The 15335-nt window shown below is 66.4% G+C and carries 14 protein-coding genes; all 14 read right to left on the bottom strand.

Translation table 11 applies throughout. The features are described 5' to 3' along the window. Positions 1–19: 19 nt before the first annotated feature. Positions 20–565, bottom strand: a complete 546-nt coding sequence (locus tag QZY06_RS21400) for a PilX N-terminal domain-containing pilus assembly protein (protein ID WP_295688116.1) — start codon at positions 563–565, stop codon at positions 20–22. Beyond that, complete coding sequence (locus QZY06_RS21395) at positions 562–1626, bottom strand: PilW family protein (RefSeq protein WP_295688114.1); 1065 nt, start codon at positions 1624–1626, stop codon at positions 562–564. The genes QZY06_RS21400 and QZY06_RS21395 overlap by 4 nt, the downstream gene beginning before the upstream one ends. Further along, positions 1623–2297, bottom strand: coding sequence for a type IV pilus modification protein PilV (pilV, locus tag QZY06_RS21390; RefSeq protein WP_295688112.1), 675 nt, complete (start codon positions 2295–2297; stop codon positions 1623–1625). The genes QZY06_RS21395 and pilV (QZY06_RS21390) overlap by 4 nt, the downstream gene beginning before the upstream one ends. Next, positions 2297–2854 carry a GspH/FimT family pseudopilin gene (locus QZY06_RS21385; RefSeq protein WP_295688109.1) on the bottom strand — a complete coding sequence of 186 codons (558 nt, stop codon included), beginning with the start codon at positions 2852–2854 and terminating at the stop codon, positions 2297–2299. The genes pilV (QZY06_RS21390) and QZY06_RS21385 overlap by 1 nt, the downstream gene beginning before the upstream one ends. A gap of 129 nt (positions 2855–2983) precedes the next feature. After that, positions 2984–3475: a type IV pilin protein gene (locus QZY06_RS21380; protein WP_295688106.1), complete on the bottom strand. Its 492-nt coding sequence runs from the start codon at positions 3473–3475 to the stop codon at positions 2984–2986. Continuing rightward, entirely contained in the window at positions 3475–3951 is a 477-nt protein-coding gene (locus QZY06_RS21375; RefSeq protein ID WP_295688104.1) for a type IV pilin protein, read from the bottom strand. Before QZY06_RS21375 ends, QZY06_RS21380 begins: the two co-directional genes overlap by 1 nt. Continuing rightward, positions 3948–9104 carry a pilus assembly protein gene (locus QZY06_RS21370; RefSeq protein ID WP_295688101.1) on the bottom strand — a complete coding sequence of 1719 codons (5157 nt, stop codon included), beginning with the start codon at positions 9102–9104 and terminating at the stop codon, positions 3948–3950. Before QZY06_RS21370 ends, QZY06_RS21375 begins: the two co-directional genes overlap by 4 nt. 8 nt (positions 9105–9112) lie before the next feature. Next, entirely contained in the window at positions 9113–9751 is a 639-nt protein-coding gene (locus tag QZY06_RS21365; protein ID WP_295688098.1) for a PilX N-terminal domain-containing pilus assembly protein, read from the bottom strand. After that, complete coding sequence (locus QZY06_RS21360; protein WP_295688095.1) at positions 9748–10782, bottom strand: PilW family protein; 1035 nt, start codon at positions 10780–10782, stop codon at positions 9748–9750. The genes QZY06_RS21365 and QZY06_RS21360 overlap by 4 nt, the downstream gene beginning before the upstream one ends. Further along, a complete protein-coding gene (pilV, locus tag QZY06_RS21355) occupies positions 10779–11330 on the bottom strand; it encodes a type IV pilus modification protein PilV (RefSeq protein WP_295688092.1) in 552 nt (183 codons plus the stop codon). The genes QZY06_RS21360 and pilV (QZY06_RS21355) overlap by 4 nt, the downstream gene beginning before the upstream one ends. Next, entirely contained in the window at positions 11327–11890 is a 564-nt protein-coding gene (locus QZY06_RS21350) for a GspH/FimT family pseudopilin (protein WP_295688090.1), read from the bottom strand. Before QZY06_RS21350 ends, pilV (QZY06_RS21355) begins: the two co-directional genes overlap by 4 nt. Positions 11891–12006: 116 nt before the next feature. Next, complete coding sequence (locus tag QZY06_RS21345; RefSeq protein ID WP_295688088.1) at positions 12007–13254, bottom strand: SufS family cysteine desulfurase; 1248 nt, start codon at positions 13252–13254, stop codon at positions 12007–12009. Further along, complete coding sequence (gene sufD / locus QZY06_RS21340; RefSeq protein WP_295688086.1) at positions 13251–14474, bottom strand: Fe-S cluster assembly protein SufD; 1224 nt, start codon at positions 14472–14474, stop codon at positions 13251–13253. Before sufD ends, QZY06_RS21345 begins: the two co-directional genes overlap by 4 nt. Then, on the bottom strand, positions 14475–15218 hold the full coding sequence (sufC, locus tag QZY06_RS21335) for a Fe-S cluster assembly ATPase SufC (RefSeq protein ID WP_295688084.1): 744 nt from the start codon (positions 15216–15218) through the stop codon (positions 14475–14477). Between the last annotated feature and the right edge of the window lie 117 nt (positions 15219–15335).

The following is a 15335-nucleotide window of genomic DNA, read 5'->3' as shown; positions in this document are numbered from 1 at the left end:
GACCGGAGTCGTGACAGGTTCATTGGTAGCTCACGCCGGTCGGTTTCGCATGCAGCTTCAGCACGCCTTGCACCACTTCGGCGGCACCGAAGCCATCCACCGAATGGTCGTAGCCGCCGGTGACCGTGAAGCGCGCGTAGTCATAGGAGCGGCCACTGTTGCCGGCGCCGCGTAATGCCGCGGCGCTGAGGAATTCCGGGTCTTCGCGGAGCACCTTGGCGTAGGTCCAGGATTGCAGCGCGGTGTCGCCGGGGGCAGCGAGGCTGGAAGTGCTGCAGGTGAACGGCAGACTGTCCGGTGCCGAGCCACTGCTGCTGGGCACATAGCAGGCGCTGTAGCCGGCGCCGTTGCCGATGGTCAGGTTGCCGTCGTTCTGGGTGACGCCATCAGCTATGGCCTGAGCCGACTGCAGCGCGTTGACCCGGCTTTCCGCGTTCTGCGACAGGCGCAGCTCGGTCTTGCTGCCGCGCATCGCGGCGAGGCCGAGCAGCGTCAGCACGCTGAGGATCAACAGCGCGGTGGCCAGCGCGGCACCGCGCTGCGCATGTCTCATCGAACGTTTCATCGCGTCGCTCCCGCGGTGCTCGCACTGCAGGGGCCGAGATCGCCGACCGGAGTGCGCAATTGCACGGTCGTCGAATAGACCCGGCGGTGGAAGCTGTCGGCCTGCGCCTGGGTGCGCTGGTAGTCGCCGAAGTTGAAAGTCTTGTCGTCGGTGTAACCGCCGTCGATATCGGTGCTGCGCACCAGCAGCCAGATTCTTGCGGTGATCGCGGTCTGGGCCAGCGCATCGGCGTCGGGGTTCGAGGTGTAGGTGTCGACGACGCAGTCGTTGTCGGAATCCAGGCCCCATTCGATCTGCAGGTTCTCGACGCCATCGGCCAGGCATTCCACCGCCATCGAAGCACCGGCGACCTGCTGTAGTTCCATGCGACACAGCGCCGGAATGCCGTCGCCCACCGTCTCGGCATAGCTGCGAATGAAGTAGACGCGTGGCTGGTACTTCCAGAAAGTCACCGGCGCCTGCAGCGGCGCATCGGTACTGGTGGACATCTGGTAGGTCGCGCTATTGCCGTTCTGGATCAGCGAGCCGACCGTGCCGTTGGTCTTCAGATAGAAATTCCCGGCGCGCAATTGCACGCTGGAGCCGCTGCTGATGTCGGCCGTCGCCTGGCCGGCAACGCGTCGGATCGCGACGATGTCGGTATTGGCGACCACCGGCGTGGTCGCGGTGCCCAGGCAGGGAAAGGCCGTGCTGACCGTGGTCGCCGACGTGTGATTGCGGAACTCCACCCGCCGTTGCAGCTTGAAAGCCCACCAAGGTGAAGTGGCATCGGCGCCGCAGTCGTTGGTCGGCTGCGTGCCGATCGCCACCGTGATGTTCGAGGCGCCGTAGATGCCGCCGTAGAAGCCGGCCATGCTCAGATCGCGGGCCAGGCTGTCGAGCGCGAAGCGGGCGCTGTCCTGCATGTGGGCAACGGTTTCGGTCTGCCGGAAGCTGCGGCTGTTCTGGCTGAACACGGCGAGGATCGCCACCAGCACGATCAGGCCGAGAGTGATCGCGATCATCAGCTCGACCAGCGACAGGCCGCGCTGCGTCGTCCGGGCAATCATCGAGCGGCTCATGGCGTGGCCGCCGCGATGCACTGGCCGCTGTGATCATCGATCACCGTGCGCATGACGATGATCCGGCGCAGGCGGGTATCGGTGTCGGTGGTGGTGATGTCGTCATAGGAGGCATTGCCGCTGCCGCAGGCATTGTTGGCCGGATCACTGCTGTCGTTGGGATCGGCCGGCGGCAGCGGCGTGATGCCGCGCCAGGCGATGGCGATGGTGTAGACGCCGCAGGGCGCGTTGCTGTTGGTGATGCAGGCGGTCGGCTCGCTCAGGCCGCCGCTGGCCGTGCCGGCACTGACTTCCACACCGCCGAACAGCGCCCGTGACCACTCGTAGCGATCAAAGGCCACGACCTGCGCCGGCGTGCAGGCCGGTGTGCCGCTGCTGCCGCTGGTGGTGCAGGCGGTACCGGGGGCTGCGGGTGCGTTGGCGAGGCTGATGCCGGCACTGGCATCGGTGAGGTAGTCGGCGCCGCGGCTGGGATTGGCGCGGATCCGTTCGATCAGATCCTGAGCCAGGGCCGCGGCCTGGGTGCGCTGCACGGCGTCGAAGTTGGATTTCTTCGCATAGGCCTGCAGGCCGGCGACGCCGAGCAGACCGACGGCCACCACGAACACAGTGATCATCACCTCGATCAAGGTGAAGCCGCGTGCTGTGCGCTGGCCGGAGGCGGATTGCATCAGACGCTGCAACCGGTGTCGCGGGAGAGCCGGATGCGACCGTTCGGATCGATGCTGACGCGCCTGCCATCGAAGCTGCTGTCGCCGGTCTTGCACAGCCGCAGATTGACCCGCGAGCTGGCGCTGAGCCGGCCGGATGGTTCGAACTGGACGACGCTGGTGGAGGCGGGATCGACGAGGTATTTGAGCGCCCCATCGATCGGCTCGCCGATCGACAGAATGTCTGCCGCTACGGTTGGCTTGCTGCCGGTGGTGTTCGGTGCGCTGTCGCGATAGGTCACCCAGCCGTTGGCCCAGCTCGCGGTGCTGCCGCTGCCGCATTGCGGATAGCTGGCGCTGGTGCCGGCTGCGCGCGGGCACAGGGTGACGGTGTTGTTGCGGCTGATCGCTTCGGCGCGAGCCTGGACCATCGCGCCATAAAGCGCGGCCGCGGCGTCGCCTCGGGCGCCGGACAGAAAGAAGCTGCGCAGCCCGGGACCGGCAAGCGCCATCAGCACCGCGGCGATCGCCACGACGATCATCAGCTCCAGCAAAGTGAAACCCCGTTGTGCGGACATGACCTGAACGGCAGCGGAAAGTCGTCGGACGTTAGCCTGATTCCTGTCGCCCCGGAATTGCGATCCCGCCCCGCCGGACCAGCGGCTTCGGCGCGCGGATGAAGGGCGTACAGCCAATGGTTGCAGCGTTCAGCGCGTCCAGCAATCGCCCCCGATAGCACTGCCTGCAACGGGTAGGCGCCGGCCGGCGGAGTCAATGCTCAGGCTGGCGCAGGCGGCGTCCGCGGCCTGCGCATTGACGGCGGTGGCAATCAGCTTGAACTGGCGTACGGTGGCTGCAGCATCGCGGGTTTCGAGGTTGATCTCGTACAGGCTGCGGCCATCACGCGTCGCCTGTACCTCGCCGCCGGTGGTGATCGCGTAGCGGCTGAGATCGTTCATCGCGGCATTGCTGCCGGCCAGATGAAAATTGAAGTTGGTCGGATAGGCGCCGGTTTTCAGCAGCTCCACTTCCATCTTCGCCGCGAGATCGACCAAGGCCGCGCGGGCCACGGCGCGATGCGTGCGCAGCACCTGACCACGATAGGCGGGCAGGGCAATGGTCGCCAGCAGCGTCAGGATCACCACCGCGATCATCAGTTCGATCAGCGTGAATCCGCGCTCCTGAGCCCTGGAACGCATCAATGCCCCGGCTTGAAGACCCAGCCCGGCAGCACGGTACCGTCCGGGCGGCGATGGCTCTTCTGCACGTGCTCTTCCGGGTTGAGCTTGCCGGGATCGACCTCGAGCAGCAGATCGCCGTCATCGGCCTGGCTGCTCTGGGCGTCGGCAGTCAGCGTGTAACGCAGCGGATCGGGCGTCACCACCAGACTCAGACGATAGAGATCGTCGTCATCGCAGCGATGCGGATCGTCGGTGTAGCCAAGCACGGTCAGGCTGGCGCCCGGCGGCGGGTACCGACCGCTGCGAGCATAGAAACCTTCCATCCGCTGCTGGGCGTCGATCAGGCAGGCGGCGCCGAGATTGCGGGCCGACTTCTGCCGGTAGGACTGGTAGGCCGGCAGCGCGATCGCGGCCAGCACGCCGACGATCGTCACCGCGATCAGCAGTTCGATCAGGGTCATGCCGCGCTGTGAGCAGAAGGTGACGGATTTCATGGATTCCGATGTGTCTGTCGCCAATCGATCTCGCCGGAACGGATACCGCCCGACACCCGTACATCTTGCTGCACCACGCTGCCGCGGGAGGTCTGTACGTTGACCGTGACCACAGACAAACCGCTACCGTCGCTGTCGTCGACATGCAGCGACGGTGCCGAACCAAGCCCCAGGCCGAGATCGAAGATGCCGGCGCTGCTGTCGATCTCGGCGTTGCTGACCGTGACCCGCTGAATCCCGAACGCCGGCCGCTGGGCGCGTGGCGCACCGGTCAGGTAGTTGAACCCGAACAGGCGGCTGTTTCCGTCGCCTGAGCACAGCGATGCCGACGGCGTGTAGCTGCTGGCGAACAGCAGGCCATCGATCAGTGCCGTGCGGTTGATGCTGCGTTCGGCTGCCGTGGTCGGTGACGCGTTCAAGGTGTAACGCCAGCCGCCGGCAGTGGCGACCGTGTCGATCAGCTGCAGTTCGCTGCTTGCGCCGCTGACGCCGGTTACCGCGCCTGACGGCGTGACCACCGCGCTGCTGGTGTCGATCAGATTGGCGAATGCCGGGCTGGCGCTGGCCGGGGCGTTGTCGATCAAGCCGAACAGCGCCTGCTCGGTACTGCTGGTCTTGTCACCCGGTGCCAGGAAACGGCCCGTGCCGGACAAGACCCAGCGGCGGCCGCTGCGATCCTGGGTCAAGGAGGGCGCCGCCAGCAGCGGCCGCCGGGTATCGAGCAGCACCGCTGGCGTGCGCCAGCCGGAGGGATCATTACCTTCGTTGTCGGCAAGCGCGGCCAGATTGAAATCGAGCTTGAACAGCTTGCCGGTCGGTGCCGCCGTACTGCCGCTGGCGATGCCGAAGTACAGGGCATCGGCGCGGAAATTCAGATCCCAGTCGACGGCCACCGGATCGCCGACCAGGCTCAGCGGCGCGCCGGACGCGGGGCCGCTGCCGAGATCGTAGGGGCCGTTATAGATCAGCGTGTCGGCCACCGGGATCGAACTCATCAACAGCCGCTTCAGATCGATGCCGAACAGGAAGCCGTCCTGGTTGCTGGTGGCGCTCGACAGGCTGGTCGGGCCGCTGCCGAACACCAGATACCAGCGGTCCTCGGCGGGTGGTGCGGCGCTGCTGGCATTGCGTCTGGCAAACGCTGCGACGGCCGGGTTCGAGGTGGTGTAGCCGAGCCGGCCGTTGCGATCGCTGTACTCGGCGATCAGCACCGGCGGCTGTTCCGGATCGGTGACGTCGAGCACCACGAAGGCGGAGCGTGTCGTCAGCGTGTTGCTGCTGCCGAGGCCCGCAGCGAAATCGCCGACCGCTGCGCGGTTGCTGCCGCCGGCATCGACATTCGGGATCGTCACCGTCCCGCCACCCAGCCGCATGCCGACCACCAGCAAGGTGCCCCAGCCATTGGGGTGTGTGGCGTCGTCAGCAAAGGCACGGACATCGAAGGCGCGCGGCGAGCCATCCATCGTCCACAGGTGGCCGTAGCGGGGATCGGCCAGCCAGCCCAGTTGCGGCAGTAGATTGAACGGTGCATAGGCCCACAGCTCGCTGCCGAGCGGATGCGCAGTGGCGCTGCTGCTGTCGCTGGGCGTGGGCAGAAACTGCTTGGTCGACACCTGATAGAAGCCGGCATTGAACGCATGCAGCAGGCCATCGTTGGCACCGACATAGACGACGTTGCGCCGACCGCGATAGCGATTGAAGAACGCGGCGTAGGTCCGGTCGCCATAGATCAGGTCATAGGCTTCCGCGGGTGCAGCCACGGTCAGCGGCACCGAGTTGACGATGTCGCCTAGGCGCAGCACTTCGGGCCGGCCGTCGCCATCGTCGTCGACCGTGCGGTTGCGCAAGCTCGCGAACTCTTCGCCGCGTGTGTAGCGGATCAGCTTCTCGGCCGCCGCCGCGCTGCCGACATTGAGCAGGCCGTAGCGGCCGGCGCCGAAGTTGGCCGGGCTCAGTGCCAGTTGCTCACCGGCTTCGGCGCGGCCATCGAGATCGAAGTCCGCGAAGGTGAACAGGTAGCGGCCGTTGGACGCCGGTGCCGAGTAGTCGCGCTGAGTGACCACGTCGCCGACCGCCGACAAGGCCCGGCGCGCGTTCCAGATCGTGCGCAGCGTGCTGAGATCATCGATCACCGTGAACGAGTCCGGCGCCGTGCTCGGGTCCGCCGAGTAGCGGCGGAAGCGGCTCAGGCGCTGTTCGGCGTCGTAGTACAGCTCGACCACCGGATCGCCAGCCTCCGAGTAATCGGCTTCATCGAGCTGGGCGTTGCCGTTGCCGTCCTCGCGCAGGCGGCCGTCACGGTCGACGAACAGCGCCTGCAGGTTGCCGACCCAGACCAGCTTGCGGCCGGCGCTGTCGTTGCGGCTGACGTTGTAGCTGGTCTGGTAGATCGCGCCCGGGCCGGCACCTGAGCCGGACAACACCGCCGCGACGCCACCGCTGCCGCCGCGCCGCAGGATGCTGTTGAACACCGCGCCGAGCCGGTCCTTGAGCCGTGCCGGATTGGTCAGCGCGAAGTAGTTGTCGGGAATGCAATCAGCGCCGCCGGCATCGCTCAAGTTATTCAGATGATCCCAGGCCGTATCGCTGCAAGTCGCGGCGCCGGTGCCGGGTGATGGCAGTGGCGCTGCGGCTCCGGTCGGGTAGTCGTAGCCGCCGTACTTGGCGGCGTAGAACAAGGGCGATTCCAGGACCTTGCCGGGACCGGTGCCCGGCGTGTAGCTCGATACCTTCGGCCGGGACCAGCGCTCGCTCGCATCCTGTGCCTGCGCGGCGGCGAGCAGATTGCCGTTGTCACCGCGCTGGCGGCGGACCAGTCGCTGCACGCCATTGTCGGTCACGGCTCCGGAGATCGTGTAGCCGAGCAGCGCGGTGTCGGCATCGCGGCCGGCGATCAGTTCGACTCTTACCAGCACTTCGTCTTCGCCGATGCTGCGGGCGAGCTGGCCATCGGCCGTGCACAGCGCAGTCGAATCCGAGCCTGCGCAGATGTCCGGTCCGGCCGGCGGCTGCAAGTCCTGCGTGCAAGCGGCGCCGACGCACCAGCTGAGCATCTGCAGCAGATCGCGCTGCTGGCTGCCGCCGTAGCTGGCGTCGTTCCAGGCGATCAGGAAGCTGCCGGCGCGGCCATCGCTGCTCAGCGCGCGGCCGTACTGCTGGCCGGCTGCCGAGCGGATCGCGCCCGGCGTCATGCTGCCGTAGCTGCAGCTGCGCCACTGGCTGTCGTCGAGCGTCGGTGTCGGCAGCGGATTGGCTTCGCAGGACGGCGTGATGCTGAGCCGGCCGGCGGAGGTCGATACCGGAATGGCCGGCAGCGCGCCGTTGAACTGCAGGCCGTAGTTGCGCGCCTTTTGCTGGCCGGCGGAGGTCGGATCGGTCGCGCTGTCCGAGCGCAGATCGCCAGTCCAGGCGCGATGCGCGAGCCCGGCGATCAGATAGCTGCCTTCCTGCGCCGGTGCTGCGGGGCAGATGCCGCGCGCCTGGGACAGCGGGCCAAGTGTCTTCACTGTGCAGCGGTCAGCATTGGTCGCCGGGCTGTTGCCAAGAGGCGTCAGGCCGATGCGGCCGAGCAATATCGGGCCGGCCAGCGATTCGTTGCTGCCGATGGCATCGGTCGCGGTGCCGGCGATCGCACCGCCGAGTGCCGCCACTGGCGGAATCTCGTCGCTGTCGAAGGAATTGCTGCCGCTGGCCAGCATCACCACGCTGCACTCGGCGCAGTGCTCGGTGTGGGCGTAGGCATCTCGCCAGGTGGCGGTCGGCAGGCCGGGCAGGCTGCGGGCGTCGTCACCGGCGAAGGCGGTGGTCGGTGCCGGTTCGCCGGCGATGTAGCGGAGGATCTCCGCGTAGATTTCGGCCAGCGGATTGCCCCAGCCGGTGCAGGTATTGCTGCCGCTGCCCGGGTTATCGAGCACCGGCCCGCTGCCGCCGCGATTGATCGTCTTGCCATCGCAGTCGCTGTAACCGGCGCTGCCATCGGTCGAGCGATAGCGCGCGATGCGCAGGCGATCGATGGTGTTGACGATGCCGGCCGCGCCATCGGCGCCGATGCAGAACTGACCGGTAGCCAGATTGATCTCGTCACCGGCCGCGCAGTTGCCATCGCCGTTACCAATACCATTGCCTACTAGGGGCCCGGCATTGCGCCGCAACTGGCCACCGGAACGCGGCTTCGCATAGCTGCCGGACAGCAGGCCGAACTGCAGCTGGCCGTCCTCACCAAAACGCTGCAGCTGGCCGGCCGGTTTCAGTCCGTTCGGATACTGGCGGCAGTAAGTCTCGCGCTGGCTTGCCGGCGCGGCCGGATCGCAGACTTCGGCACGCATCAGATACTCGCCTTCGCCGAGGCTGGCCGCGGCGCGGGTCGGCTGATCGGCGGAGCCGGATTCCTCGTTCCACAGGCATTCGCGCGTCTCGGCCGCGGCCCACAGCCGGAAGCTGCCGCGCGCCACCCGCAGCTGCGGGGCGGCGGTAGAGGACGCCGAATCGGCATCGCCACCGGCAACGAAGCTGACATTGCAGAACGACAGGCCGGGGGCGCCAGCGTCCTGTGTGAACGGGGTGTAGAGGTTGGCGTCGGCGCCGTCGTAGAACTTCGCCCAAGCGTGGAAATCAGCCGGCACGTAGCTGCGTTCGAGCACCGTCACCGTCGAGCTGTCGGTGCTGCGGCGGCCGCCGTAAAGCGCTGCGCGCAACACATCGAGCCGACTCATGCTCAGCCAGTTCAGGAAGTTGCCGCTCCAGGTGCCGGCTGCGGCAGCGAGGCATTGATGGCGAGATTCGCCGCCGGCCGCTGCCATCGCCTTGAATCGGCCGCCGGCGTAGGCGTAGCACAGAGCCGGGTCGAAATAGCCGAGGTAGTCGAGCGCGTTGCGATAGCCGGTATCGAGCAGGCCGTCACCGTCGAGATCGCTGACATCGTCATAGGCGCGCCGGTAAAGCTGCTCGTCGACAGAAAGGCCAAGCATCACGATCGGCACCGCGCTGGTGCCCGAGGTCAGCGGCTGGGCAACGTAGCTGGCAGCGGTTTCGTTCGACAGGCTGGCCATGCTGACGGCGCCGTCCTGAGCGACGATCGCGCCCGGCAAGCTGGCGACGCCGATCAGGCTTGTCAGCAAAGCCGCGATCCGTAGACGTCGCGCCAGGAGGCTCATCGACCTCTTCATCGGCGTACCACGTAGCGGTAGACGGCGGCAGTGTCGGTGCTCGCTTCGGCACCGTCACCGCGTTCCGTGCCACGGCTGCGGACGTAGAAGAAGGTCTGCCCACCACCGCCGGCAACACCGATACCGGCGCCGCCATAACCAGCCGCCTGGGCCTGGCCGGCACCGCTGGCGGTGCTGGTATACAGGCGCCGTACCGCGACTTCACCGTTGATCTGCACGCCGAGCGTGCTGCGCAGATCGCGGACGTAGACGGCATCGGTATCCATGGTTCGCGGGTCGAACACCAGTTCGCTGTCCGGCTCGATGCACCAGTTATCCGGGCCATTGGCACCGTCGCGATTGTTGATCGTGATCCCGACCGGCAGCGCGGCAGTGAACGCGGCATTGGGCACCTGGCCGCCGATCGACGCCGGCCAGCCGCCGTTGCGGCACAGGCGTTCGATCAAGGAGCCGACCTGGGTGCGCGCCGTTTCAGAAGCTTCGAAAGCTTCGGCACGCAGCGCGCTGTTGCTGCCGGATTTCACTTCCAGCCCGGTGCCACGGATCGCCGCCAGCGCGACCAGGGTCAGCAGCACCAGGAAGACGATCGCCGTCACCAGCGCATAGCCATGGCTCTGGTGCGAACGCAGCGTCATCCGCGCTCCCGATTGCGCAGCTGGATTTCCTTGATCACCAGTCGGCGCTGGAAGCGCGCGGCCGCAGCGCTGTATTTCAGCGGGCAGGCCGAGCTTGCCGGCCCATAGCAGCGATCGGCGGCGATCGGGTATTGCTGCGTATCGGTGTAGCTGTCCAGCTCGTCACCGCGAGCGATGAACGCGACTCGGACGCTCAGCACCTGCTGCCAGTTGCTGATCTCGGCGGCGTTGCGATAGGCGTCGACCTGGCCATCGTCGTCGCTGTCGACGCCGTAGCTGAAGGTCAGCATCTCGATGCCGTCGACCAGTTGCTCGGCCTGCAGGCTGTCGCTCTGCAGGCGCAGCATGTTCAGAGTCGGCACCGGGCCGCGGCCGAAATCGATGTTGCGCAGATAGAACAGCAAGGTCTGGTACTGGTAGCTGAGCACGCCGTCTTCGGCGACACCGGGAATATCGACGCTGATCGCGCGCAGGCGGTCGGCATCGTTGGTGACGTCGAACAGCACCGCGCGCTGGCCGACCTTGGCGCGCAGGTAGTACTTGCCATTGGTCTTCAGCGCATTGCCAGCACCGCTGGCGCCGAGCTCGGCGGTAGTTACATAGGCATCGGGATTGGCGTAGCGCACGGCCAGCACATCACTGCCGGACACGTAGTCGCTGAGGCAGCCGGCCGGCAGGCCGAGCGGTGCCGCCACACCTCCGGCGTAGCCGCGCACGCCGCTCGCGGTATCGAGAATCCAGGCGTTTTCGCAGCCGCCCGGGCCGTTGTAGACCGGCGCGCCGATCAGGCTGACCTGCGCCGGCTCGACGCCGCCCCAGAGATCGGCCAGCCGCAGGTTGCGGCCGAAGTAGTTGGCGGCGATGCGGATGTTCTCCTGCATGCGACTGGCGCTTTCCTGCACCCGATAGCCCTGCTTGGAGTTGATGAACACCTTGGCGATGCCGGCCAGCACCAGCACGCCCAGGGTCAGTGCCACCAGCAGTTCGACCAGCGAAAACCCGGCCGCCCTCGAAGCCGGACTGCGCTTCATGGCACGAAGCCGAGGCGCAGGCAGCGCAACTGGCTGCGGCCGTCGCTGCAATCGGTGCCGGTGGCGCCGCTGCGGGCGGCGTCCCAGTAGATGGTGACGATACGCAGTGCCGTGTCGCCGCAGCCCGCTTCACAGCGCACCGACAGCCGGCCGCCGGGCAGGATCGCCCTCGGCCCGTTCTGCAGGTTGGCGGTGTTGGCATCGGCCGATAGCTGCGCGTAGAGCATCGCCAGATCCCACTGCGCCTGCTGGCGCGGCGAGCAGCGAGCGCCGCTGGCACCGCAGTTGGTGCTGGCACTCGGTGCCGAGGCATCGGCGGCCAGCAGGTAATCGCCAGCGAGCACCGCCTGGCGGTTGGCGCGCATGCGCTCGATCAGCGCCTGGGCCAGGGTCGAGGCCTGGGTGTACTGGTAGGAAATCAGATTGTTGGCCAGTGCCGCCGACTGCAAGCCGGCGATGCCGAGCAGACCGATCGCCAGCACCAGCACGGCGACCATGACTTCGATCAGGGTCAGGCCGGCAACCGCGCGTGGGCTGCCGTGCTTCACAGGTTCGGACAGGCAGTACCGCCGCTGCCTGGCACCAGCGCCGGATTGCAGATTCGTGGCCGGCCACCAGGACTGATCACCACGCGCCGCTCATAGGAAGAATCGCTCTTGGCGACAACCTTGAAGTTGCCGAGCTTCGAGGCACGGCCGAGGCCATCGTAGGCCAGCGTGTTGACGTAACCCGCGGTGCCGCCACTAATCGACGCACAGGTCGACAGCGGCAGTTCGACTTTCAGCAAGGCCTCGGAGGCGTCGCGCCGGCCGTTGCCGTTGTCGTCGAGATACATCAGATAACCGCGATCCCAGCCGATCGTTGCACTGCTCGTGCAGGCGATACCGTCGACGGTCTTGCACAGCGATACGCCACCGTCGCGCTTCAGCGCTTCGCTGCGCGCGGCGAGCAGCACGGTGAGCATGGTATTGGCGCTGGTCACCGTGCAGTTCTGGCGCGCCATCGCGCCGAAGCTGGGCAGGCCGACGGTCACCAGAATCGCGACCACGGTCAGCGTCACCATCAGTTCCAGCAAGGTGAAACCCTTGTTGTGAACCGCTGATTGCATGGGCTGAGCGGATTCCGGCGAGTCGATCCGTCAATTCGGATCGCGACCGCGAATCATAGCCGGGCGCGGCCCCTGATCAATGGCCGCGCCTGCGGAACAGAATTACTGGGGCTGTCTCAGGCCAGCAGCTTGCTCGCCTTGTGCAGGGCCTTGGCCAGCTGTTCCAGATCCTCGCGATTGTTGTAGGCCGCGAGCGAGGCTCGCACCGTTGCCGGCACGCCGAAGCGCGCCATCAGCGGCATCGTGCAGTGATGGCCGGTGCGCACGGCAACGCCGTACTGATCGAGGATGGTGCCGATGTCCTGCGCATGGCCCACGGTCATCACGAAGGACATCACGCCGCCCTTGTTCTTCGCGGTGCCGATCATCCGCAGGCCCGGCACCTCGGCGAGCAGCGCCGTGCCTTCGACCAGCAACGAATGTTCGTGCGCGGCGATTGCATCCAGGCCGACCGAGGCTATCCAGTCCAGCGCCGCTGCGAAACCGACCGCACCCGCCATGTCCGGCGTGCCGGCTTCGAAGCGATACGGCGCTTCGTTCCAGGTACTTTCCTCGAAGCTGACGGTGCGGATCATGTCGCCGCCGCCATGCCAGGGCGGCATCGCATCGAGGAGCTCGCGCTTGGCGACCAGACAGCCGAAGCCCGTCGGGCCATAGGCCTTGTGCGCCGAACAAGTGTAGAAATCTGCGCCCAGCGCCGGGAAATCGATCGCGATGTGAGCGACCGACTGCGCGCCATCGACCAGCACCGGAATACCGCGTGCCTTCGCCGCCGCAATCATCTGCTCGACCGGATTGACGGTGCCGAGCGAATTCGAGACATGAACCACGGCGATGAACTTGGTCCGCTCGTTGAGCAGTGCCATCCAGCCTTCGAGATCGAGCGAGCCGTCATCGAGCACCGGCGCAGCGACGATCTTGGCGCCCTTTTCCTTGGCGACCAGCTGCCAGGGCACGATGTTCGAGTGGTGCTCCATGCCGGTCAGCAGCACTTCGTCACCGGCTTGCAGACGCGGGCGCAGGAAGCTGTAGGCAACCAGGTTGATCGCCTCCGTGGTGCCCCGGGTGAAGACGATTTCCTCGCGAGCCACCTTGAACCACTGCGCGATGCGATCGCGCGCGCCTTCGTAGGCGGTGGTCGCGCGCTCGGCAAGATCGTGCACGGCGCGGTGCACGTTGGAATTCTTGTGGCGGTAGTAATCGTCGATCGCCGCCAGCACGCTTTCCGGCTTCTGCGTCGTCGCCGCATTGTCGAGATAGGCGAGGCGGCCGCCACGCACCGGCTCCGACAGGATCGGGAACTGGGCGCGGATTGCATCGATGTCGAAAGCCAGCGGCGGCTGGCCGGTCATGGGCGCATTCATGCTTCGAAGTCCACGGTCAGTTCGGACGGCAGATGCAGGGCCGATTCGATGCGCGCACGCAGCGCCGGCCATTCGATGCGATCGAGAATTTCCAGCGCGAACGCGCGCAGCAGCATCGCGCGGGCCACTTCCTTGGCGATGCCACGGCTGCGCAGGTAGGCGAGGGCCGCTTCATCAAGCTGGCCGACCGTCGCGCCATGCGCGCACTTGACGTCGTCGGCGTAGATCTCCAGATCCGGCTTGGCGTTGACCTCGGCGCGGCGCGAGAGCAGCAGATTGGCGATGCGCTGCTCGGAATCGGTCTTCTGCGCGCCCGGCTGGACCACAACCTTGCCGTTGAAAACGGCCTTGGTCTTTTCGTCGACAAGACCGCGATAAGTCATCCGGCTGGTGCAATTCGGTGCCGCGTGCACAGCGCGCACGTGGTTGTCGATATGCGAGTTCTTCGCTTGCGCGTACAGACCGGCGACGATGGTTTCGGCACCGGATTCGGCAAGCACGACATCGAGATCGTGGCGGATGAAGCCGCCGCCGAGGTCGACGGTCAGCGCTTCGAACTTCGCATCGCGCGACAGCTTGGCGTCGATCCGTGTCACCAGAGTGCCGCCCGCCGCTTCGTTCTGGATGCGATACAGCGTCAGCTTCGCACCGCGGCCGAGCCGCACATCGAAGAAATGCGTGGCCAGCCGCTCGCCGCCATCACCGCTGAAATCGAGCAGCACGGTCGCTTCGGCCTGATCGCCGAGTTCGATGCGATGACGCTGATGGCTCATTGACGCCTGAGCTTCGGCGCGGCTGATGAACAGCACCTGCAGCGGCTTCTCGAGCTTGGTATTGCGATCGAGGCGCAGCCGCAGGCCGCCGGAGGCGAACGCTGCGTTCAGCGCATCGACGCCGCTCGCCGGTGGCGGCAGTTCGCAGGTGTCGCTATGCCAGCGCGAGGTGCTCGGCGCGTCCTGCACATGGCCGTTGATGTAGACCAGCGCATCGGCGTCCGGCAGCAACGCGATCGGCGAGACCTTGGCAGTCGTGACGTCCGGCTCGTAGTTCTGCTCGGCAAGCCGCGACAGATCGCTGTAGCGCCAGTCTTCCTGATGCTTGTCCGGAAAGCCGGAGGCCAGGAAGCGCGAAAACTGCACGCTGCGTGGCGCGCGTTCGGCGGCGGTCAGCGCGTTGGCGTAGCGCTCGAACTGCGCTGAATAGGTTGCAAGCTCTGACACTTAAGCAGCCTCCAGCCAGCCGTAGCCTTTCTCTTCGAGTTCCTTGGCCAGTTCCGGGCCACCGCTCTTGACGATGCGGCCACGCGCCAGCACATGTACATAGTCCGGCTGCACGTAGTCGAGCAGGCGCTGGTAGTGGGTCACCAGCACGGTCGAGCGCTCCGGGCCGCGCAGCGCGTTGATGCCGTCGGAGACGACCTTCAGCGCATCGATGTCGAGACCGGAATCGGTTTCGTCGAGGATCATCAGGCGCGGCTGCAGCACCAGCATCTGCAGGATCTCGTTACGCTTCTTCTCGCCGCCGGAGAAGCCTTCGTTGACGCCGCGCGAGAGCATCTTCGGATCGATCTTCACCAGCTTGGCGCGATCGCGCACCCAGCTGAGGAAATCGTTCGGCGCGATCTCGGCTTCCCCCTGGTGCTTGCGGCGCGCATTGATCGCGGCCTTGAGCAGGGTCATGTTGCTGACGCCGGGAATCTCGACCGGATACTGGAAGCCGAGAAAGATGCCTTCGCAGGCGCGAACTTCCGGGTCCAGATCGAGCAGGTTCTTGCCATCGAATAACACAGTGCCTTCGGTGACTTCATAGCCTTCACGGCCGGCGATGACGTTCGACAGCGTCGACTTGCCGGAGCCGTTCGGGCCCATGATCGCGTGCACTTCGCCGGGTTTGATCGACAGGTTCAGGCCCTTGAGGATTTCCTTCTCTTCGACGCGGGCGTGGAGGTTGTTGATTTCGAGCATTGATGCTGATTGTCCTGATGATTGGTAATTGCCATCCCTGGCGCGACTTCGAACTACTTGGCTGGCCCCGGCCCGGTCATCCATGACCGGGCGTTCGCCATCCCCGCGAGCAATGCT

This window comes from uncultured Nevskia sp. (genome assembly GCF_903885465.1).
Classification (GTDB): Bacteria; Pseudomonadota; Gammaproteobacteria; order Nevskiales; family Nevskiaceae; genus Nevskia.
This window is presented reverse-complemented; position numbering and strand designations above follow the sequence as displayed.